The following is a 22,468-nucleotide window of genomic DNA, read 5'->3' as shown; positions in this document are numbered from 1 at the left end:
CCGGTGAAGAAAAATTTAAGATTTAATGTAACCAATTTTAGGAGGAGTGAAAGTTGAAAAAGTTAGTAGTTTATGAATCTATACATCATGGTAACACTGAAAAAATAGGTAAAGTGGTAGCAGAGTGCTTAAATGCTGATTTGGTAAAAGCTGATGATGTAAATATAAATATTATAAATGACTATGATTTAATTGGTTTTGGTTCTGGAATATATTATGGGAAGTTTCATAAAAATATTGTTGAACTAATTGATAAATTGCCAACTTTGTCTGGTAAAAAAGCATTTATTTTTTCAACCAGTGGACAAGGCAAGAATAAATACAATAACCCTATTGGACAAAAATTGAAAGAAAAAGGTTTTGAGGTTGTTGGAAGCTTTGCTTGTAAAGGCTACGACACCTTTGGACCACTTAAGATATTTGGAGGAATTGCAAAAGGCAGGCCCAATAATGAAGATTTTCAAAATGCAAAAGAGTTTGCTCAAAACTTATTTGTTAAATAAACTCACATTATGTTGATGCTGTATATAAGAATGTAAAAAACTATTGACATTTACTTTTACTAATTGTTAAAATAAAAATGTAAAAAGCTTTTTACATTTTTGTTTTTTGTATTAAATTTAAGTGAGGTGCAATTATTGTGAGGAAAATGGATGAAATGGAAATGAGTATTAGCTTAAAGGCAATAAAATTTGCTTGGGCTTATAATATTATATTTTTGGCAATTTGGATGGTATATAATGTTATTCATGGAAAAGAATTTGGAATAATTAGTTTTCTTATAACAACTCAGACTGCTATTTTAATGGCAGTTGAATATTTTTTGAAATGGAAGCTTGGTAAAGATGAAAAATAATATAAAGGTTTTACGAAAACAGCTTGGACTTAGACAGGAAGATGTGGCAAATGCTTTAAATGTAACAAGACAAACTATAAATGCCATTGAAAATAGTAAATATAATCCTACGTTAGAGTTAGCAATGAGGTTAGCTAAATTATTAAATACTACAGTAGAAGAGTTATTTACACTTTGTGGTTAAATTTTGAAAAGTTCTGAACGATAACAAATTTGTGAGCATTGAGAAGTAGAAGAAAATTAGGCTATTAGTGGTAATTGGCATTATGATATAATAAATAAATCTACATCTTAAATTTAGATTAAATAGGAAAATTAAGGATTGGATTGATTAAATGAAGTTTTTATATAAAGTTATATTAATGCTTGGAATTTTAATTGCTTTAAGTTGCTTTGTTCAATTTGTTGTGTTTAATAAATTTTTTATTTCTAATACTGATTCTTTGTTATTGAGTACTAATGAAAAAGCCTCAAAAGATGTTAGTATGCAGCTTGTGGAAAATTTTAATAAAATACAGAATTTTGTAAAAACAGTTGCATCAGATGAGGAAATTAGAGAAAATCAGGAACTTCTTGATAAATTTAATGAAATTATACCTGAAGTAGATGTAGTAACAATTCTTAATTCCAAGGGAGACATTTTACGTATGTCTGGCAATGTACATAGCCCTAGCGTTTCAAATTTGGCATACACAGATTATTTTCATCAGGCAATTCATGGTAAAACTTATATCAGTAATGTTTTCACAAGCGCTAGTGTAACTAAGGTAGTTGTAATATCAGTTCCAATTGTGAAAGATGGCAGCATTGATGGGGTAGTTGCTGGCACTGTTGAATTACAAGGAACTTCTTTAGCATCCATGTTTGATAATAAAAAATTCGGAAGAAGTGGTTATATTTCCATTTTAGACAGTCATGGTTATGTTGTTTATCATCCTGATAAAGGAGAAATTGGTAAAAAATCTATAGTTTTTGGTAAATTGCAGGGAAAATCAGGTTCAAAGATCATGAAAGATTATTCAGGGAAAGATCAGTTTGTTGGATTTAGTAAAGTTCCAAATTTGAACTGGTATGTAATTGTTATTACTCCTACGGCTGATATAATGACAAGTAGGAACATTGTAGTTTATGAAACATTTATAGGATCAGTTATAGTGGGTATTTTGATTATTTTACTTGGTATATATACAATAAAGCGATATAGTAAACCGTTAGACAAACTAATTTTTTCATTTAATGCTTTGAAAGCTGGAAAATACAAAAAGATTGATCCATATAATTATGGTAAGGAGTTTCAGGAAATGGTTAGAGTTTATAACCATACAATTGAAAGGTTAGAAGAAGAATATAATGACCTTGAAGAAGCTGCTGATATTGATTCTTTGACAGGTGCTTATAATAGACGTGCATTTAATAACCTTTTAAGCATTTTAAAACAAGAAATAAGTAATTGCAGTTTGGAGAGTTTAGGAGTTCTTTTACTGGATATTGATCGTTTTAAAGAACTGAATGATACATCAGGGCATTTAGCTGGAGATGACATACTTAAAAAACTTACTCAAATAATGAAATCTACTGCTGGAGATAGGTCTGTATTTCGTTTCGGTGGAGATGAATTTGCTGTTGTAATTCGCAATGTTTCAGATGAAAGATTGCTAGCCATTGCAGAAGTAATTCGATTAAAAGGTGAAGAAGCTTTAAATGGTTGTACTGTTAGTATTGGCACAGCTAAATACCCAAAAGATGCTTATTCTATAGATAAATTGATAGATTTTGCAGACAAAGCTCTTTATATAAGCAAAAAAAGTAGAAATAAAGTAACTACTTTTGTGAAATGAACTTAAATTCTAAATTTGAAGAGGAGAAGCTACAATGGAATTATGGGATGTATATGATAGTGAAAGAAATAAAACAAATAGGACAATGGTTAGAGGAACAGATTTTAAGGAAGGTGATTATCATATGGTTGTTCATATTTGCATATTCAATTCGAAGGGTGAGATGTTAATTCAACAAAGACAGCCATTTAAAGAAGGTTGGTCCAATATGTGTGATATTACGGTTGGGGGAAGTGCGATTGAAGGTGACACAAGCCAAATGGCTGCAGAAAGAGAACTTATGGAGGAATTAGGAATCAAAATCAATCTGCAGGATATAAGACCACATCTTACGATTAATTTTGATAATGGATTTGATGATATATATTTAATTCAAAAGGATATAGATATTGCTGATTTAACTTTACAGTATGAAGAAGTTAAATCAGTAAAATGGGCTTCAAAAGAAGAGATTTTTTCTATGATAGATAGTGGCGAATTTATTCCATATTATCAAAGTTTAATACAGTTATTTTTTGATATTAAAAATCAATATGGATGTTATCAAACAATTAAAAAGTAATTGGAGGGAATGTTATGTTTCAATCAAGATGTGGAGTGTGTTGTAATGAATGCGAGAGAAAGGAAAAAGTAAATTGTACAGGTTGTATTAATATGGAAAAACCATTCTGGGGTGGAGAATGTGGTGTAAAAAAATGTTGTGAAGGTAAGAAATTAAATCACTGTGGAGAATGCTCAGAGTTTCCATGTGAGATGCTTTCTACTATGGGGGCTGCAGAAGGTTTTGATCCAAAACCCAAAATTCAACAATGTAGAAAGTGGGCTAATGAATAAAGTAAATTCTGAATTTGCATTACTGAATAAAATCAAAATAATGTTAGTACATTAAAATATTTAAAAATAGTTTATTTGTGAAAAACAATCATAGTAATTATTATGGTTGTTATTTTTTATGGTAAAAAATGATTGACAAGTTACTTTACAAGATGTATTATTCGTATGAGGAATAGTACTATAATGGTACTATACTAAAGGAGGACAATATGAATAATAGTAAAGAATTATATAAACAAAAATCCAAACAAACATTTAGCAATCAAGCAAGTATTTATGAGTCGACATATAATGGTAAACATGCAGGGAAGTTGTATAGAAGTGTAATTGGTAAAGTTAATAGTTTTAATTGTAAAAAGGTTTTAGATGTAGGCTGTGGAACAGGAACAATACTTTCATTATTATCGAAAAATAATGGTATTAATCTTTCAGGAGTGGATTTATCGGAGGAGATGTTAAGTGTCGCAAAGCAAAAATTAGACGATAAGATTGAACTTAAAATTGGGGATTCAGAACAATTACCTTGGAAAAATAACATTTTTGATGCTATCATATGCACAGATTCATTTCATCATTATCCTGAACCTAAAAAGGCACTAAGAGAAATGGCAAGGGTGCTTGATACTAACGGCCATATGATAATTGCGGATCCATGGATTATTACACCATTTAGGCAAGTCACTAACTTGTTATTAAAATACAGTAGTAGTGGTGATTATAAAATATATTCAAAATCAGAAATAAGTAAATTATTATTTGAGAGTGGATTTGATGATGTTGAATGGACTAGAATTAATTATAATTCATTTATAGTTACTGCTAAGTTTAGCAAGTAAATTGAACATTAATTGATGAAAATAATTAAATTGTTTATTATTTAACAATATGAATAATAAACAATTTAAATTAAGGGAGAAGGAAAAAATGGGCAAGTCAAATAAAAAGCAAATCGAAGAATTTAGTGAACTTTGGCATCAAATTATTAAAAAATCTAATTTTAGAAATGTAGAAGATCAATTTCAGAGGTTAAATGGATTAACAACTATTGACATTAGTATAATTAATATTGTTTCGAAAAATTCTGATGTAATTTTGGGTGAAATAGTTCTAGCTTTAGATATACCAAAAAGTACGCTGACAAATGCTATTAATAGACTTGAAAAGCGAAACTATATAAATAGAATTATTAGCAAAAGAGATAGAAGATCTTATGGACTAAAACTTACTGAAGAAGGTCATCTTGCTCAAAAAGAACATTTGGATTTTGAATATATGGTATATGGAAGACTATTGGATGCCCTTGATACTGATGAAGAAAAGCAAGAATTATTTAAATTATTTAGGAAGATTATTAATAATTTAGAAGAGTAAAAGGATTTGATTTATATTTTTTAGGATAAATAAATTTATAGTTATTATTTTATATAAAAAAGGAAGGTAATAGAATGAAGTATGGATTTTTCCCAAGGATGATGTGGTTTGTTTTTCACGGCTCATTTCAGAAACAGTTACATATTATGACAGGCGATGATCCAAAGATAGTGATGAAGAAAGCAAAAATTGTTTATCGAACAATTTTAGAAGAGATTCCTGAGTTTGATAAAAATGATAAATTCATTACAAATATTTTAAATGCAGCTATGTTAGCCGCTGTATATATGAGTCTTAAAGAAAAACCAAAGCTTGATGATATTACAACGTATTATCATAAGGCGATGAATGAAAGTGTAGTAATGAAACATTTCATGAAAAAGCAAAATAAATATTCCGAGGAAGCACAAACAAAATTAGCACAACAGGCAAAAGTAAGTCAAAGTAAAACTAATCCTTATATGTGGGAATTTCGTTATGAAGCTGGGCCTGATATAAATAGTTTTTATATGTATTTTGATACTTGTGGAATATGTTATCTGTTTCAAAAGCTTGGAATATCAGAAATAACACCAGCCATGTGTTCCTATGATTATGATATGGCGAAGCTAGGAGGTTCAGTGCTTATGCGGCAGTATACTTTAGCGAAAGGTGGACCTTGCTGTGATTTTTATTATCAGAAAAAGAGTAATATCCAATAGTCTAATAAATAGTAAATTTGTAGAGGTGTTGAAATGTTGAGGTTAAGACCTTATAAAAAGTGTGATGCAAAATATATTGTAAATTGGGTAAAAGACGAAGTTTCTTTTCGAAAATGTTACATTGTTCTCCAAATAGGATTATAGTTATTTAGAGAACGATGTACTAGATTTAAAATATTTATTAAGATAATAAATAGGACTGTTCTAATGCATGTATCTGATTTACAAGCATTTCATTATAAGGAGTATCAATACAGTAGGTTTGTCCAAGATTGGCGACTACACCATTAATTTTATCAATTTCTGTACGGCGTTTATGCTGACGGTCTTGATACATGCTGGCGTAACCGGCAGCATCGCTTATGCATACATGTTGCACAGTTTCAAGAGCTTCTGCTTGGTTAAAGCATGTGCCATCAGCTTTAGCTACAAGGACACATTCGTGAACTACTTTTGTACAGATTCCCCAGAGATAAGGATTGGAATGAATTTTACCTAGATTACACTCCATTATTGCGGATAGGGCATTTACGCCACAGTTTACAAATAATTTTCCCCATAGTACTTTTTGAATATTATTGATGATGTTGACGTCTAGATTGCACTGGCACATGGATTGTGCTATAATTTTCACTGCTTTTTGTGATTCATCGCAGGGAAAGTCAGGACCAATATTAGTAGGGCCACAGCCTGAGTGAAAAAATTTACCTAAACCAAGACTAACACTGTTATGGCTGCTGGTGCCAACGATAATATGTTCTTTTTTAACAAAATTTGCAATGTCGTGATTGTTACCAGCACCATTTTGTAATGTCATGACAATGGTTTTTGGGCCAATTATAGCTTGATTTTCTTTGACTGCATCAAAAGTGTTGATACTTTTTACGAATACAATCAATAAATCCTGAATTCCGATATCAGTTCCACTTATTGAAGCTTTAATGGTATAATTTGATTCAGTATTGTCTTTTTCAACCTTGGTTAGACCATTTGCATTGATGGCATCTACTTGGGGTTTATAACTATCCAGTAATGTTACTTCATGGATACTAGAAAGATAGGTAGCATATAGACTCCCCATAGCACCAGCTCCTAAGATTGCAATTTTCATAGTCTTACCTCCTGTAACATAAAAATGTAATTTAAATTTCAAATTACACTTTAGCATATCAAAATAGTAAAATAAAATGCAGATTATTCAATGGAACCATGATGAAATTTCATGTAATACATTAATTTATGATGAAAAGAGGGATGTGTTTGTGGATATAAATAAATATGCACTTTTTGTAAAAGCAGCTGAAATTGGAAATTTGACAAGAGCTGCTATGCAATTAAGCTATACCCAGACTGCGGCCAGTCATATGATTTCTTCTTTAGAAGATGAGCTAGGAGTTAAACTTCTGTATCGTGGAAGAAATGGAGTTTCTGTAACAGAAGAAGGGGAACAGATTTTAAGCTTGGCAAAGGAAATTGTGATAAATGATGAGAGGATACATCAAATTATTAGCCAGGAAGGAGTATACAGAGGAAATGTACGAATTGGAGTCATTACTAGTGTGGCGGTGCAATGGATGCCTAAAATAATTAGGAAATTTCGCAAAGAATATCCACTGGTAGAGCTGCAGATAAGTGATGCCATTAATTATGAATGGATTAAAGACTGGTTTTCCAAGGATGAAATTGATTGTGCTTTTACTGCAGAAAATGGAATGACTAATGGTAATGATATTCCACTAATATCCGATCCTTATTATGTAATAATGTCTAAGCACCATGCCCTTTGTAGATATGAGAAAATTACAAAGGAACTACTGGCAGGGGAAACTTTTGTTATTCCAAGTGAAGGAACTAATTATTCTATTGGAAGAATTTTGCGGCAAGCAAAGGGCAGGTTACTAGAACATACTAGATTTTTAAGCGATCAATCAACTATTGCGTTAGTTCGAAGTGAATGTGGTATCAGTATTTTACCGGAACTGGTATTAAATTCTTATTCATGTGAGGGACTAGTTAGGAGGAAATTGGAACCTAAGGTCAGTAGAACCATTTGTCTTTGTCTCCCGAATAGAAAATATATAAGCCCTAGTACAAAGGCTTTTGTGGCATTTGTACAAAAGTTGGCCCAGAAAGGATAGTTTAGCCTTAAAAGATTTCAAAGAAAAGTTAATATATAGCATGATTTCAACAAGTGGGAGATGAAAGTTAAAAAGTTTAAAAGTAGTACTCTTTTATAAACAAATGGCATAATTTATATCTGAATATTATGATTTATTTAAAAAAAGTAGGAAAAAATTAAAAAAGTGTTGACAAAGGCATGTACACAGTTTAAAATTAAATTCATCAAAGAAAAGTGATGATGGAGATAAGTAAAAAAAATATTTCACCAACAGTGAACTGGAGATAGTGTGAATCCAGTGGCAGAGTTTTTTTGAATAACACTCCGGAGTTGCAAACTGAAATATTTGCAAACTGTACCTTAAACTAAATGTTTGAGATAGGTTCAAATTAAAGTAGGAGCGTCGTATTCCATGCGTTATTTGGATACCAGTAGTAGCTGGAAGGAGACCATTATTATATGGTAAATTAGGTGGCACCGCGGATAAGCATCAATTCGTCCTATTGTTTTATTAGGATAAATTGATGCTGTTTTTATAACCAAGGAGGAATATTAATATGTGTACAATTATGTGCTATACAGGAACGGATATGAAGCATGAAAAATTTGCAGAGGCATTGCAGAGAACTGAGTCCAGAGGACCGGATATGACGGAAATTCTTACTTTGCCATCTGGTATTTTGGGTTTTCAAAGACTTTCTATTATGGATTTAAGTTTTAGCGGAATGCAGCCATTCACAAGGAAAACAGATGCAGCTATCTGTAATGGTGAAATTTATGGCTTTCGTAAAATTAAAGAAGAACTAATAAAAAAAGGACATAAGTTTATTTCTGATAGTGATTGCGAAATATTACTTCCTATGTATTATGAATATGGACTGGATATGTTTTCAAAGTTAGATGCAGAATTTGCAACTATTATATATGATGGAAAAAAGGACAGATATATTGCAGCACGAGATCCAATTGGAATTCGTCCTTTATTTTATGGCTACTCTTCATCAGGTAAGATCATGTTTGCAAGTGAAGCTAAAAATTTAGTTGGTCTTACATATAAGATCATGTCATTTCCACCAGGACATTATTATGCTGACGGTAAATTTACGTGCTATTGTGATATAGCAGCAACAGAAAGCGATTACTGCAAGGATGACTTAGAAACTATTTGCAGCAATATTCATGATAAATTGGTAGCTGGCGTAGAAAAACGTATGGATGCTGATGCTCCTGTAGGATTCTTGCTAAGCGGTGGTTTAGATAGTTCACTCGTATGTGCAATTGCTCAAAAAATGAATCCTGAAAAACCAATTAAAACATTTGCTATAGGTATGACTGAAGATGCAATTGATTTAAAATATGCAAAAGAAGTTGCAGACTACATTCATAGTGATCATACTGTTGTTTATATGACAAAAGAAGAAGTAATTGAATCACTTGATGAGGTTATTAAAATTCTGGGAACATACGATATTACTACAATAAGAGCAAGTATGGGAATGTATTTGATTTGTAAGAAAATACATGAGATTTCTGATGTCAGAGTGCTTCTCACTGGTGAAATTTCTGATGAATTATTTGGCTATAAATATACTGATTTTGCTCCAAATGCAGAAGAATTTCAAAAGGAATCACAAAAGAGAATTCGAGAGCTTTATATGTACGATGTACTTCGTGCAGACCGCTGCATTAGCTCAAATTCTTTAGAAGCAAGAGTACCATTTGGTGATTTAGATTTTGTAAAATATGTTATGTCAATTGACCCAGAAAAGAAATTAAACAAATACAACATGGGTAAGTACCTTTTGAGACATTCCTTTGAAGGCGATTACTTGCCACATGATATTTTGTATCGTGAAAAAGCAGCATTTAGTGATGCTGTAGGGCATTCTATGGTAGATTATTTAAAGGAATATGCAGAAACATATTATTCTGATGAAGAATTTGAAAAGCTATGTAAAAAATATGAATATCACGTTGAACCATTTACAAAAGAATCACTGTTATACAGAGAAATTTTTGAAAAATATTATCCAGGACAAGCAGATATGATAGTAGATTTTTGGATGCCAAACAAAGAATGGGAAGGCTGTAACGTAAACGATCCTAGTGCTAGGGTATTATCAAATTATGGTGCCAGCGGTAAATAATTAAGAAAAAATTGTTAGTCAGATATATGAATATCTGACTAATTTTAAATATGAATATTTTTTATTTATCCGATGACTACCTGCTCTAATACTCCCACGCACTCTGTGCAAGCGACTGTCACCAAATCAAAGATTTGGGATATCTGCTTTTCTCCAAGTGGGAGTAAAGAGCAGCTACGTCCATAGATAACGATTTCTCCTAAAGGATAACGCCTTCTAAGTGCTGAAGCACTAAGAAGCTTGTTAATAAGCATCAGGTGGAGTCAAAACTCCATCTGATGCCAAGAACTCTGTTTATAGTATATTAAAAAAAAGTCTTGTCTATACTTTAAAAGTTTGCAAAAAGTGCTTCGCTGCAGAAGATAGATATTGATCTTTCATCCATACTATAGTAGTATTCGTATCTAATGACGGTTCATTAATTTCCTTGTAATTTAAATTTGTATTTGGAATGAGTTCAATCCAGTCCTTTGGTACAATGCCAACACCCATTCCTGTATCTGCTAGTAATAATATTGATCGAGTATCCTCAATTTTACAAAGTATTCTTGGATTAAATCCTGTCTGTTTGCATAATTCTATTATCATTTTTTCATATCTGCGATGTACTAACAGAGGTTTACCTGCAAGTTCGTTTAGACATATCTTTCTTTTATTATTCCAATAGAAACTGTTACTACTTGCAGCCACCATTGGTTCAATAGGTAAGCTTATTGATTCGTAAATTTCCGAATTCAAAGGAGTACGTATAATTCCAATTTCAATTACGCCGCTTTTTAACAATTCTAAGATTTCATTTGTACTGCATTCTCGTATTTCAAAATTTATTTTTGGATATTTTTTATTAAAACTATATATTCGCTGAGGTAAAAGTATATCTCCTGCAGAAGATATGGTACCGATTGATAGCGTTCCTTCCATTCCTTCATTAAAGTCCTTTAGCTCTTTAACTGTTGAGTCCATTAATTCTATTATTTGCTTAGACCTATGACATAATCTTTTGCCTGCATCAGTTACTTGAAATTTCCGAGTAGTTCTTTCTATCAATTTAACATTTAATTCTTCTTCTAGAAGTTTTAATTGCTGGCTGAGATGTGGTTGAGCTATATGTAATTTTTCAGATGCTTTGGTTACGCTTTTTTCTTCAGCAATTGCAAGAAAGTAAGTAAGCTGCTTAATATCCATAAAAGTAATCACTCCATGTATTAGATTTATACATATTTTTGTATAAGTATAATAATTTATACGTATTTTTAGTATATATATTTATTTGTTATAATGGTAAATGAAATGATAAATAAAGTCAAGCGAGGTATAAAATATAAAATGTATGTGGGCTTAATTGTTTCTTTTTTTCTTTTAGTTTTCAGTGTATTAAAAAACATATTTATTGGATATACGTTAATTGTTTGTTGGATCCTATTTACAATAATAGCTTTAAAAAAAGGGTATACTTTAAATCAAATAGCTAAAATGTCATTTAATGGAGGTAAGCAATCTTTTGTAGTTCTAAAAATATTTGTACTAATTGGTGCAGTTATTGGTTCATGGATGGCTTCAGGTACAATAGCAAGTATAATATATTACTGCATAAAGTATATAAATCCTTCTACCTTTGTGCTTTCAACATTTATAATTTGCTGTATAACATCTTTTCTAATAGGAACTTCTTTAGGAACGGTAAGTACTGTTGGAATACCTTTAATGATAATAGCTAGAAGTGGAAATGTTAACTTAAATGTAATAGCAGGTGCCATTATAGCAGGTGCTTACTTTGGAGATAGATGTTCTCCAATGTCGTCAAGTGCTAACTTAGTTGCTAACTTAACTAAAACAAACATATATACTAACATTAAAAATATGATGCGTTCAGCCCTAATTCCCTTTATACTATCCTTAATTTTTTATTATATATTTTCAATGTTTCAGCCATTAAAAGTTGTAAATAATATTCTATCAGTAGAACTTTTAAAAATGTTTAAAATTAATTTTATTATATTAACACCTGCCATTTTAATACTCATATTGGTGTTGTGTAAAGTTAAAGTTAGTATTTCTATGCTAGTTAGTACTCTATTAGCTTCTATTCTAGCTATATTTTTTCAGAATTATAGCTTAAAAGGGGTAGTCTCTGATATTCTTTTAGGATTCACAATAACTAACCATACATCTTTGCAAAATATTATAAAAGGCGGCGGCATTATGTCTATGCTAAAACCCTCGTTGGTAATATTTGTATCTTGCTCTATTGCAGGGATATTTGAAGGTATAAAAATGTTCGATGGACTAAAAAGTTTGCTTTTAAAACTATCATTAACTCAATATAAGTTATTTGGCATTACGTCAATAGTTAGTATAGCGTCTGCGGCATTTGGCTGTAATCAAGCAATTGCTACTGTTATGACAGATAAAATTATGGAGGACTGTTATGATACTACTAGCAAATATCAGTTTGCCTTAGATCTAGAAAATTCGGGAATCTTAATTGCTGCACTTATCCCATGGAATATAGCTGCATTAGTCCCTACATCAACTATGAATGTAAGCACAACAGGGTACTTGCCTTATGCATTTTATCTTTATATATTACCTATCATATATTTCATACATTTTAAATATTCGAGCGGAACTAAAATTAAATGTGAGTACAATACTAGCTATAAATGATATGTTTAAGAGGTGATTATCATAAAATTTCTTATTGTCAGTGAAGACCAATCTACTAGTTCTATTTTATCTAAAATTATTGAAGACCATAATCTTGGAGAAATAATTGAATATAGCTGTTCTAAATTTATTTCAGATAGTTATCTGCTAAATTTAAAAGATATTGATATTCTTATTATAAGCTTACCAATATCTTTTATTAATAAATTAATTTCTAAATTTAATGGAAAAATTATAGTAGTTTCTGACATAAGTGATAAAACAATTATTGCCCAAGCTTATTTATCAGGAGTTGAATATTATATTACTACACCAATTAATGAACTTGAGATTATAGAAGTTATTAAAAAAGTGGTAAAAATTATCAAACTACAAAAATACATGTATAGTATTAAAAATATATTAAATATGACAGAAACAAAAACTTAACTATAAGTTACTAGCTTTTTTTCCACGAATAATCCAAACAATTAATCCTATAAAAAAGCCGCAGAATGCTGGTAATAACCATCCAAACCCATAATCAAAACCAGGTAAATACAAATGAGCAAAATTAACAAGCTGTGTTACTATCTCACTTTTTACCAATGGATCAGGTAGTGCCTTACAAAAGTCAAAAAATGCTGCAATACCTGTCAGCACAGTTGTCCATCTATAAATATCATTTTGTTTATGTATAAATGGAGTTAATAGCGATAATACAATTAAAGTAATCGCTAATGGATATAAAAACATAAGTACTGGTAAGGATAACTTAATTATGCTGTTTAATCCAAAGTTGGCAATTATAAAGGAACAAACTGTAAATAAAATTGCATATTTTTTATAAGGAATGGACCTTGGAAACATTTCACTAAACATTTCAGAACAAGAGGTAATTAGTCCAATAGCTGTCTTTACACATGCAACTGCCACGATAGCTGCTAATAACATCTTGCCAACAAAGCCAAAATAATGATTACTTACCATAGATAAAATACTTCCACCATTATCAGCGCGCTTTATACTACCTAAGCTAGTAGCTCCCATATAAGCTAATGATGCATAGATAACAGCCATACCAACAACACTAACTAAACCCGATTTACATGTTTCAACAGCAATCAAATTTGGATTTTTAATACCTAACTTTCGTATATTAGAAATAATAATAATTGCAAAAGCTAAAGATGCTAAGGCATCCATAGTATTATATCCATCTAATAAACCAGTAAATAATGGCTGAGTAACATACTTACCTTGAGCCGCATATTGGCTAACTTGTCCCATCGGTTTTACAAAGGTAGCAATTAATAGAACAGATAGAAGTACTAAAAAAATAGGAGTAAGATATTTACCTATCCAATCCAAAATTTGTCCTGGTTTTAATGAAAAATAAATGGTAAAGACAAAAAATATTAGTGAGAAAATAAATAATCCAAGTTTCAAATTTCCACTAGAAACAAAAGGATGAATTCCTACCTCAAATGCAACTGTGGCAGTACGAGGAATTGCAAACAGTGGACCAATTGTTAAATATAATAAGCAGGTAAATATTTTTGAATAACGTGAACTAATTGGACCTGCCATATCAAGCAAACTTTCACTTTTTGAAAGTGCTGATGCAACAATTCCTAAAATAGGCAATCCTACACCTGTAATTAAAAACCCAATAGTTGCTGTTAAAGTATGATTTCCGGCTTCTTGTCCCATTTGCACCGGAAAAATTAAGTTACCTGCACCAAAAAATAGTCCAAATAGTAATGAACCTATTAATAAATTTTGATTAAAACGTAGCTTTTCTTTCATAAATAGCCCTCCTCAAATGTTTAAATAATACCTTATTCAATTAGAAGCAATACATATGTAATTGATTTTTCAATATATGTAAGCAGCATAATGCACACGAAAATGATAGCATAATTAGAATATAAATGCAATATATTACATTTTAACTGGTAATTAGAGTATGCTAAAATAAATAACTTAAAATATATAGTATAAAAAGAAAAAGTTTTGGATACCTTCAGGTGCTTAGACTAAAGAAAGCATAAGAATAGCAGCTATCAATTGGCGATAGCTGCTTATTTTTCATAAGGTGTATATTATTTTACTGTGTCAGTTACCTGAACTCTGAGTTGTTTGTCCAGATGATGTTCCTGAATTTGAACCTCCAGTTGTTTGTCCAGATGAAGCCTTTGGATCCGAATTTCCAGTTGTTTGTCCAGATGAGGATTTTGAATCTGAACCTCCAGTTGTTTGTCCAGACGATGTTTTTGAGTCTGGATTTTGAGTTGTTTGTCCAGACGATGTTTTTGAGCCTGGATTTTCGGTTGTTTGTCCAGATGAAGCTTTTGAACCTGGATTTTCAGTTGTTTGTCCAGATGAAGCTTTTGAACCTGGATTTTCAGTTGTTTGTCCAGATGAAGCTTTTGAACCTGAATTTCTAGTTGTTTGTCCAGATGAAGCTTTTGAATTTGAATTTTTAGTTGTTCCTTTTGATGAATTTGTAGCATCAGTGGATTGATTTGGAACGACAGTTTCTACATCGGGGGTTTGCGTATTAGCAGATGCCCCTTTCAAATAAGATTTCCCTAAGACTCCAGCAAATACAAGCAAAATAATTGATACAACAATTATCAGTGCCTTTTTAGTATTACCAGGGTTCTTATTTCCATAGCGTACTTTCCTATTTCTTCTATTTGCTGTTTCTTCAGTGCCTAACGGTTTTCTCATAACTTTTGTAAAGTCATCCTTTTCATCAGAAACTATTGCTTCAGGTTTTTTAACTGTATTTGAGATTGTCTCACTTATACTTTTGGGTATATTGAACAATAAAGCTAAAATTCCATTTTGTCTTAAAGAATCTATCTGTTTAAAATTTTCAGGTGATCTGAGTACAATAGCAGGCTTATTGCGCATTGCATGTTGATCATCTCCATATACTGTAACTGAAAATTTATCATTCTTACTTAAAAAAGGAATGTAGACATCTAAAGTGTTATCTTTTAGTGAAGAATCAAATTTTAATCCTCTTGTTATTTTTGCATCTGTAATATTTAAGTGATTTTGTTGGCTTTGTATATTTAGGGTTAACTTATTGATTGTTTTACTAGATATATTACTAATGGTAATAATGTATGCACGAATTCTTTTATTATTTTTTGTAGGCATAGCACTTCTTATATTACATAATAGCCTAGGTGCTAAATTTTTGTAATAATCTAATAGTAACCCTGATATAAAAGATATCACTATAGTTACAATTGCAGTTTTAATAATATTTATCATATTAATCTTCGCTTCCTTATCCTTTCCAAATTACGTAATTAAATTATAAGGTAGATATATATATGTGTCAAACTTAAAAATTAATTATAATTAGCCCTAAAATTCAGATAAAAAGTGCTTGCTTTTGATGGGAACTGAGTTGATAAACAAAATTCTTTTTATCAGAAGTTTAAGCAAAATATGTTAAAAAATTATGAATTTCATTTGCTATAACACAATGTATACTAAAAAAAGCATTTACCACATAGAATAAATTTATAGATATGAAAAAATATATATGTTATATGTTAAATTATAAATGAAATATAAAGGCAAATAAATTATATATTATGATAAAAAATACCAGAGTTGTTTTGGAGGTTATATTATGACTTTAGAGGAGCAGAAACAATTGATTTTATTGGGTAAAATGTATAATGATTTAACCCAGGAACTAATTCAAGCAAGAGAAAATACGGTATTTCTTACAAATGAATATAATAATAGTTTTGGTAAGCCGCAGCATGAAAGGGAAGAAATATTAAAAAAACTATTGAAAAGTATCGGAAAAGGGGTTCATTTTGAACCAAATTTTCGATGTGAATTTGGTTTCAATATTACAATAGGAGATAATTTTTATGCTAATTTCGATTGTATAATGTTAGATGGCGGGGGGATAGACATAGGAAATAATGTTCTATTTGGGCCGCGGGTTGGAATCTATACCTCTAATCATGCAGCAGATGCAAAAGAACGAATAGCAGGAGCCTGTTATGCAAAACCTGTAAAGATAGGCAATAACGTATGGATTGGAGCAGGCGTTCATATAAATCAAGGTGTAGTTATTGGAGATAATACAATTATTGGATCGGGTAGTGTTATTACAAAAGATATTCCAGCAAATGTAGTTGCAGCTGGTGTACCATGTAAAGTAATTCGAGAAATTACAGAAGAAGATAGAACTGGATTTGAAGTGTAGTATAAAGTGAACAATATAATTTGAAGTTAATGTAATGGGGTAAGTATAGCATTAGTTTGCTTATATTTTTCAGTATTATTTTAATTATAGATTCATATATTTTTTACCCCAAAGGCATAGTTCAGTTAAGATGTTTTCTAAGGATTTTCCTCTATCTGTAGGCATATACTCTACTTTAGGTGGGATTGTTGCATAAGCAATTCTTTCAATAAGACCATCCATCTCCAAGTTTTTTAATTCTTGAGATAGTATCTTATGACTTATATTAGGAATAGATTTTTTAAGCTCCCCATATCTTATAGGATCAGTTTTCAATATATGCCATAATATTATTGCTCTCCACTTACTTCCAATTACAGTCATTGCAAATCCTATAGAACATTTAAAATCCTTTTGCCTTTTCCTTTGATTTGGAAATTTTTTAATTATGTCTCTATTCATACCCTATCCTTCTTTCCAAATGGTAAGTATCTGATTAAAAAGTGCGTACTTGTATGTGTACTCCAACAAAACTATTATAGTATACATAGATATTAATTGCTATGGATTAATCAATAAATCTTACTTAGTGGGAGTTTGGTTTCTCCCACTAAGTTTAGATGAATTATCCAGGGGTGTAGCTACTGTTATGCACAGCATAAGAACTCTAAATCGCTGAAGCTCAAGAGTTCTAGTATCTCCCACTTTGATAGAAAAGGAGATATTCCAAATCTTTGATTTGGTATAGTCGCTTTCGATATGTGCGTGGGAGTGTTACAGTAGGTAGCCATCGGATAAAATAGTGTTTAATTTGTAAATGTATAGTATACCTAGGGGAGGAAAGTCATGACAAGAAAGTACAATTTATATCAAATTGATTCATTTACGAAAGAAAAGTTCACAGGAAATCCAGCAGGAGTAATAACAAATGCAGATGGGTTAACTGATTATGAGATGCAAAAAATTGCTAGAGAACTTAATAACTCTGAGACAGCTTTTATTTTTTCTTCAAATAGCAGAGAGTATGATGCTCATATACGTTTTTTTACTCCAACAAATGAAGTGCCAATTTGCGGACATGCTACTATTGCTGCTCATTATGTCCGTGCTGTAGAAAATGGACTTGATACGTCAAGGGTTTATCATAAGACGGGTGCTGGAATTTTACCTGTTGATATAGTAAAGAAAAATGAGAATTATAAAATTATTATGACGCAGGGCAAAATTGAATTTGGTACCATTATTGATGGTATGAATAAAAAAGAACTTTTAGCAGCACTTAATATAAAAGATAGCGATCTACTGGAAAACTATAAAATTCAAATTGTGTCTACGGGTCATTCTAAAGTTATGATTGGTATAAAGAGTATTGAAACTTTAAATGCACTGCAGCCAGATTATGGTGCACTTTCTAAGCTAAGCAAGGTTATTAAATGTAATGGATATTATGTTTTTACGGTTGGTACACAAGATAATGATATTTTAATACATGGTAGAATGTTTGCACCTGCAATAGGTATTAATGAGGATCCTGTTACTGGCAATGCAAATGGTCCTTTGGGTGCATATCTTGTTCATCACAACCTTATTCACCACAATAATTCTTTCTTTAAATTTAAGGCTATGCAGGGTGAAGCTATAAAAAGGCCAGGTATTATTGAAGTTGAGGTAAAGATAGAAGATAAAGAACCAGTAGAAGTTAAGATTTCTGGAGATGCTGTAATAACATTTAAAACTGAATTATTATTAAATGATTAGGAAAAATCTACATTTGTAGATTATACTTATTTATGACTAATTTTAATAATTAACGCCAGGTATTGACTATATGATCATTGTTTAATATTATATTCTCATGAGTGAGAATTAGAAAGAAGGTTTTTATCATAAAGAATATAATATTTGATGTTGATGGTACATTATGGGATACAACAGAAATTGTAGCAAAAGCCTGGAACAGGGCAATTTCAGAAGTAGGGAAAGCAGCTCCACTTATAACATCCTCTGTGTTAAAAAAAGAGTTTGGAAAAACTATGGATGTAATAGCAGATGATTTGTTCTATGATGCTAGTGAGAGTAAAAGAAAGCTGATAATTAATAGATATTGTAAATATGAGCAGGATGCCTTGAGAGAAAATACAAATAACCTGCTGTTTCCAGATGTAAAAGAAACCATTAGGAAATTATCAGAAAAATGTCATTTGTTTATTGTGAGTAATTGTCAGTGCGGTTATATTGAATTATTTATGAAGAAAGCAGGAATTGAAAAGTACATTACAGACTTTGAATGCTTTGGAAATACAGGTAAGGGCAAAGGAGAAAATATAAAGCTTGTTATAAAAAGAAACAATTTGAATGATGTAGTATATGTTGGAGATACCCAGGGAGATTATGAGGCAACGGTACTTGCTGAAATTCCTTTTATATTTGCAAAGTACGGTTTTGGTAGTGTTGAAAATTACTATTTAGCTATCAGCGGGGTAAAAGAATTGTTGAATTTGTGATTCAATTCATAGGTAATGAGCATAGATTTGGACTTTACATAAATCTATACTCATCTCTAAACCTTTACATTTAAAAAATAGAATTAATACTGTAATCTTACTTTGTCATATATTTCCTTCCTCTTACATATCTTCTTATAGATTCTCCTGCTTCAGCAAGTTGAAAAGCGTCAACTAATATGCCCTCTTTATTTTTAACCTTGAGTTTTTCAGCATTAAAAAAATAAAAAGAATCTTTAACTAATCCATCTTTTACAGAATCCAAAGAACAGTATAATATCTTTGTACATTCCTTATTAAGCTGGACAGTATACCTATTATAACCATCCCAATCACAAAAATAAGGTATAAAATATTTAAAATCAAAACTATCCAAGAATTTTTTGCAATCTTCTCTGTTATTAAAATAATTTAAACTATTAATTTTTAGTCATCTCCTTCGTACATAAGTTTAGGATTCCCTAACTCATTGATTATATTATACTTGCTACTTGTCTTGTTGCCAATATATATTTTTTAATATTATAAGTAATAGATAAATTTAAAATGTTAAGATATGAGTAGAATTAAGAAAAAATAAGGGGACATAATAAAAATACAACTAATCTATTTTAGGCATTTAAAAAAAATAACAAGTTAAAGATGCCACAAATATTTTTATCATACTGACTAGCTATTTCTTTGAAAATGCCTTATGGGAGGTTAATAGAATGAAAAAAATTGATGAGGCAATTGATAGAATTAGGACGCTTGAATGCCCAACGGGAGACTTAGAAAATAGGGTTACAGAAATACTAGAAGATTATGGGGTTGCAGATAGAAGCAAAATAAATGTTAATAGAGATGAATATTTTGATAAGGATGAAGCACAGGCATATCGAGTTCAAATACTGAATCAGGAACATCCTATTATGGTGCTAGCTAAATCAGGATATGATGACTATGTTGCAAAGGTTACAGATGTTTATTAAAGTAGAAAATCTAAAGTACCACACTAAGTCTAAGATAAGGTAATATTAAACTCTATGCAGGCTACAGCATTCCTTCATAAGGTCATAGATGAAGGATGCGTAGGCTGTAGTAGAAAATATAGTTAGTGGTTACAGCACGAACTTTTCTAAAACATTAGCTACTCCATTTTTTTCATTTGTTAAAGTGACATAGTCAGCAGTATGCTTTATTTCATCTGAAGCATTTCCCATGGCTACAGGAAGACCTGCACATTTAAGCATGTCCAAATCATTTGGAGAGTCTCCAATACAAATAACTTCTTTAGTAGGTGTGCCCAAGTATTGGCACAGTTTTTTTACACCAGTACCTTTATTAGTATTTTTACTCAATACTTCAAAGGTATAAGTACATGTTTTAAGCACTGAAAAATTTTCATAAAAATGTTGTGGTAAACTATCGCCTAGCAGCAAATTTTTATCATAGATACTTCTAAATTTAAAATCACTGTAAGGGGACATGTCAAATCCAAAGTGATGTACATAGTGCTCTAAAACATCTGAGTTTTCATTTATTAGGTTTACTTTTAGTATGTTGTTACGTTTTATTAAGTTTTTGAATTCAGTTATCTCATATTTTGTATTGTTTGCAACAGATTCTAATTTACCATATAAGTTGTTCTTATAAACTGAGTACGTACCATCGTTATAAAAACATAAGTCTAGATTTAAGTCTTCTGCCATGTTATATAAATATTCTAGATCCTTGCTGTTAAAAGGCGACTGAAAAATAATTTTGTCCTCAGTATTGTTTTGTACATTAGCGCCAGTACAAGTTACGCTGTATTGATCATTTGCTATTAAATTCAGATCAGAGAGATGATGTTTAATTCCATCTATTGGTCTTCCAGTACAAAGAACAATTTTAACACCTTTTTCTGTAGCAGCTTCAATAGCTCGTTTATTTTCATTGGATATTGACTTGTCGTCTTTAAGTAAAGTTCCATCCATATCTATAAAAACAATTTTATACATTAAAATATTACCTCCTCTAGTATTCTATGAACTAATAATGCATTTGTAATTTTAGATTTTACTTTATATAAACAGAGTTTTTGGTATCAGATGAAGTACTATTAAATTATACAATAGGCATAAATACAAAACAATAATGGCAAATAGTTTTAACATGTAGGTTGTAATTCAAGTAATATTTAAAAAAGTATGCCAAAGACATACTTTTTTAAGTAGTATTATTTTTTTAATGTATCTGAGTTAGCATAAACTTCATCAGGTTCGGAACCTGTCCTTATTCCTTTATCAAGCTGCTGAATTTTAGCCATATCATCTTTACTTATTTTAAAATCAAATATGTCTGTATTTTCTTTTATTCTTGATGGAGTAGTTGATTTTGGAATAGTTACAATTCCCATTTGTAAATCCCATCTAAGCACGATTTGAGATACTGTTTTTTTATATTTCTTTGCAAGCTCCTTTAGAAGGGAAATTTCAAATACCTTACCCCTCATTAAGGGAGACCATGCTTCTAATTGTATACTATTTTTTTTGCAGAACTCTCTTAGCTCATTTTGAACTAGCAGAGGGTGAAATTCTACTTGATTCACCATTGGCATAATTTCAGCATTTGACATTAAGTCTTTCAAATGACCAGAGGTAAAATTGCTAACACCTATTGCTCGCACATAGCCCTCTTTATAGAGCTTTTCTAAAGCTCTCCAGGTTTCATTATGTAGTGGATTAGGCCAATGAATTAAATATAGATCAAGGTAATCTGTTTTTAGTTTTTTAATAGAGGCTTCAAAAGCTTTTAAAGTTTTTTCATAACCTTCATCGGAAATCCAAACTTTACTTGTTAAAAAGATTTTTTCTCTAGGTACTTTACTTTCCTTTATCCCAGTACCAACTCCATCTTCATTTTTATAGAAAGCAGCAGTATCTATATGACCATAACCAACTTTGAGAGCTTCTTTTACTGAGTTAATAACAGAAGGACCATCAGCTTTATAAGTACCGAAGCCTATCCAGGGCATTTTTACTCCATTATTTAAAATTGTGCAGCTCTTTATATCTTGCATTTTAATCATCCTCCCAATTATAGTAAATACAAAATAGCATTTATCCGATGACTACCGGCTCTAATACTCCCACGCACACAGCGAAAGCGACTATCACCAAATCAAAGATTTGGGATATCTGCTTTTCTCCAAGTGTGAGTAAAGAGCAGCTACATCCCTGGATAACGATTTCTAAGCATCA

The 22,468-nt window shown here is 30.8% G+C and carries 25 protein-coding genes and 1 other annotated feature; of the genes, 17 read left to right on the top strand and 8 right to left on the bottom strand.

Annotation, left to right across the window (positions count from 1 at the left end; genetic code table 11):
* Positions 1-53: 53 nt before the first annotated feature.
* The 9 genes from CLRAG_RS00550 to CLRAG_RS00510 all read left to right on the top strand — a co-directional run bounded on the left by CLRAG_RS00550 (position 54) and on the right by CLRAG_RS00510 (position 5,600).
* Positions 54-503, top strand: coding sequence for a flavodoxin family protein (locus CLRAG_RS00550; protein ID WP_065076572.1), 450 nt, complete (start codon positions 54-56; stop codon positions 501-503).
* Between the two features lie 146 nt (positions 504-649).
* Positions 650-856: a hypothetical protein gene (locus CLRAG_RS00545; protein ID WP_242872065.1), complete on the top strand. Its 207-nt coding sequence runs from the start codon at positions 650-652 to the stop codon at positions 854-856.
* Entirely contained in the window at positions 846-1,040 is a 195-nt protein-coding gene (locus CLRAG_RS00540; RefSeq protein WP_065076570.1) for a helix-turn-helix transcriptional regulator, read from the top strand. Before CLRAG_RS00545 ends, CLRAG_RS00540 begins: the two co-directional genes overlap by 11 nt.
* A 151-nt stretch (positions 1,041-1,191) precedes the next feature.
* Positions 1,192-2,694, top strand: a complete 1,503-nt coding sequence (locus CLRAG_RS00535) for a diguanylate cyclase (protein ID WP_065076569.1) — start codon at positions 1,192-1,194, stop codon at positions 2,692-2,694.
* Positions 2,695-2,728: 34 nt separating this feature from the next.
* A complete protein-coding gene (locus CLRAG_RS00530; RefSeq protein ID WP_065076568.1) occupies positions 2,729-3,256 on the top strand; it encodes an NUDIX hydrolase in 528 nt (175 codons plus the stop codon).
* 14 nt (positions 3,257-3,270) lie between these two features.
* Positions 3,271-3,528 carry a DUF3795 domain-containing protein gene (locus CLRAG_RS00525; protein ID WP_065076567.1) on the top strand — a complete coding sequence of 86 codons (258 nt, stop codon included), beginning with the start codon at positions 3,271-3,273 and terminating at the stop codon, positions 3,526-3,528.
* Between the two features lie 209 nt (positions 3,529-3,737).
* Complete coding sequence (locus tag CLRAG_RS00520; protein ID WP_065076566.1) at positions 3,738-4,364, top strand: class I SAM-dependent methyltransferase; 627 nt, start codon at positions 3,738-3,740, stop codon at positions 4,362-4,364.
* Positions 4,365-4,452: 88 nt separating this feature from the next.
* A complete protein-coding gene (locus CLRAG_RS00515; protein WP_065076565.1) occupies positions 4,453-4,899 on the top strand; it encodes a MarR family winged helix-turn-helix transcriptional regulator in 447 nt (148 codons plus the stop codon).
* A 74-nt stretch (positions 4,900-4,973) separates the two neighbouring features.
* Positions 4,974-5,600 carry an L-2-amino-thiazoline-4-carboxylic acid hydrolase gene (locus tag CLRAG_RS00510; protein ID WP_065076564.1) on the top strand — a complete coding sequence of 209 codons (627 nt, stop codon included), beginning with the start codon at positions 4,974-4,976 and terminating at the stop codon, positions 5,598-5,600.
* A 181-nt stretch (positions 5,601-5,781) separates the two neighbouring features.
* On the opposite strand, the gene CLRAG_RS00505 is transcribed toward CLRAG_RS00510, so the two are convergent.
* The gene (locus CLRAG_RS00505) at positions 5,782-6,711 is read right to left on the bottom strand and encodes a ketopantoate reductase family protein (RefSeq protein WP_065076563.1); all 930 of its coding nucleotides are present in this window, start codon (positions 6,709-6,711) and stop codon (positions 5,782-5,784) included.
* Positions 6,712-6,862: 151 nt separating this feature from the next.
* On the opposite strand from CLRAG_RS00505, the gene CLRAG_RS00500 reads away from it, so the two are divergent.
* Both CLRAG_RS00500 and asnB read left to right on the top strand, forming a co-directional pair.
* Positions 6,863-7,738 carry a LysR family transcriptional regulator gene (locus CLRAG_RS00500; RefSeq protein ID WP_065076562.1) on the top strand — a complete coding sequence of 292 codons (876 nt, stop codon included), beginning with the start codon at positions 6,863-6,865 and terminating at the stop codon, positions 7,736-7,738.
* 209 nt (positions 7,739-7,947) lie between these two features.
* Positions 7,948-8,225: a binding site (T-box leader), on the top strand.
* Between the two features lie 51 nt (positions 8,226-8,276).
* On the top strand, positions 8,277-9,866 hold the full coding sequence (gene asnB / locus CLRAG_RS00495; protein WP_013238426.1) for an asparagine synthase B: 1,590 nt from the start codon (positions 8,277-8,279) through the stop codon (positions 9,864-9,866).
* 321 nt (positions 9,867-10,187) lie between these two features.
* Here asnB and CLRAG_RS00490 read toward each other — a convergent pair whose 3' ends face one another.
* The gene (locus tag CLRAG_RS00490) at positions 10,188-11,051 is read right to left on the bottom strand and encodes a LysR family transcriptional regulator (protein WP_065076561.1); all 864 of its coding nucleotides are present in this window, start codon (positions 11,049-11,051) and stop codon (positions 10,188-10,190) included.
* Between the two features lie 105 nt (positions 11,052-11,156).
* Between CLRAG_RS00490 and CLRAG_RS00485 the strand changes: the two genes are divergently transcribed.
* Both CLRAG_RS00485 and CLRAG_RS00480 read left to right on the top strand, forming a co-directional pair.
* Entirely contained in the window at positions 11,157-12,533 is a 1,377-nt protein-coding gene (locus tag CLRAG_RS00485) for a Na+/H+ antiporter NhaC family protein (protein WP_065076560.1), read from the top strand.
* 12 nt (positions 12,534-12,545) lie between these two features.
* On the top strand, positions 12,546-12,962 hold the full coding sequence (locus tag CLRAG_RS00480; protein WP_065076559.1) for a response regulator: 417 nt from the start codon (positions 12,546-12,548) through the stop codon (positions 12,960-12,962).
* Here CLRAG_RS00480 and brnQ read toward each other — a convergent pair whose 3' ends face one another.
* Both brnQ and CLRAG_RS00470 read right to left on the bottom strand, forming a co-directional pair.
* A complete protein-coding gene (gene brnQ / locus CLRAG_RS00475; RefSeq protein WP_065076558.1) occupies positions 12,963-14,321 on the bottom strand; it encodes a branched-chain amino acid transport system II carrier protein in 1,359 nt (452 codons plus the stop codon).
* A 309-nt stretch (positions 14,322-14,630) separates the two neighbouring features.
* Entirely contained in the window at positions 14,631-15,803 is a 1,173-nt protein-coding gene (locus CLRAG_RS00470; RefSeq protein WP_065076557.1) for a hypothetical protein, read from the bottom strand.
* Positions 15,804-16,170: 367 nt separating this feature from the next.
* Here CLRAG_RS00470 and CLRAG_RS00465 point away from each other — a divergent pair, with 367 nt between their 5' ends.
* Entirely contained in the window at positions 16,171-16,761 is a 591-nt protein-coding gene (locus CLRAG_RS00465) for a sugar O-acetyltransferase (protein ID WP_065076556.1), read from the top strand.
* An 84-nt stretch (positions 16,762-16,845) separates the two neighbouring features.
* On the opposite strand, the gene CLRAG_RS00460 is transcribed toward CLRAG_RS00465, so the two are convergent.
* Positions 16,846-17,202 carry a winged helix-turn-helix transcriptional regulator gene (locus CLRAG_RS00460; RefSeq protein WP_065076555.1) on the bottom strand — a complete coding sequence of 119 codons (357 nt, stop codon included), beginning with the start codon at positions 17,200-17,202 and terminating at the stop codon, positions 16,846-16,848.
* Positions 17,203-17,586: 384 nt separating this feature from the next.
* Between CLRAG_RS00460 and CLRAG_RS00455 the strand changes: the two genes are divergently transcribed.
* Together CLRAG_RS00455 and CLRAG_RS00450 are read left to right on the top strand one after the other, a co-directional pair.
* The gene (locus CLRAG_RS00455; protein WP_065076554.1) at positions 17,587-18,498 is read left to right on the top strand and encodes a PhzF family isomerase; all 912 of its coding nucleotides are present in this window, start codon (positions 17,587-17,589) and stop codon (positions 18,496-18,498) included.
* Between the two features lie 101 nt (positions 18,499-18,599).
* On the top strand, positions 18,600-19,244 hold the full coding sequence (locus CLRAG_RS00450; protein ID WP_242872062.1) for an HAD family hydrolase: 645 nt from the start codon (positions 18,600-18,602) through the stop codon (positions 19,242-19,244).
* Positions 19,245-19,341: 97 nt separating this feature from the next.
* Here the strand turns inward: CLRAG_RS00450 and CLRAG_RS00445 are convergent, their stop codons facing one another.
* The gene (locus tag CLRAG_RS00445; RefSeq protein WP_207644777.1) at positions 19,342-19,620 is read right to left on the bottom strand and encodes a hypothetical protein; all 279 of its coding nucleotides are present in this window, start codon (positions 19,618-19,620) and stop codon (positions 19,342-19,344) included.
* Positions 19,621-19,954: 334 nt separating this feature from the next.
* Here CLRAG_RS00445 and CLRAG_RS00440 point away from each other — a divergent pair, with 334 nt between their 5' ends.
* Positions 19,955-20,215, top strand: a complete 261-nt coding sequence (locus tag CLRAG_RS00440) for a hypothetical protein (RefSeq protein ID WP_013238435.1) — start codon at positions 19,955-19,957, stop codon at positions 20,213-20,215.
* Positions 20,216-20,344: 129 nt separating this feature from the next.
* Here the strand turns inward: CLRAG_RS00440 and CLRAG_RS00435 are convergent, their stop codons facing one another.
* Positions 20,345-21,226: a Cof-type HAD-IIB family hydrolase gene (locus tag CLRAG_RS00435; RefSeq protein ID WP_065076552.1), complete on the bottom strand. Its 882-nt coding sequence runs from the start codon at positions 21,224-21,226 to the stop codon at positions 20,345-20,347.
* Between the two features lie 218 nt (positions 21,227-21,444).
* Positions 21,445-22,287, bottom strand: a complete 843-nt coding sequence (locus tag CLRAG_RS00430; protein WP_065076551.1) for an aldo/keto reductase — start codon at positions 22,285-22,287, stop codon at positions 21,445-21,447.
* Between the last annotated feature and the right edge of the window lie 181 nt (positions 22,288-22,468).

The organism is Clostridium ragsdalei P11 (assembly GCF_001675165.1).
Lineage (GTDB): Bacteria > Bacillota > Clostridia > Clostridiales > Clostridiaceae > Clostridium_B > Clostridium_B ragsdalei.
Note: the sequence above shows the minus strand (reverse complement) of the source record. Positions and strands in the feature narration are given on the sequence as shown.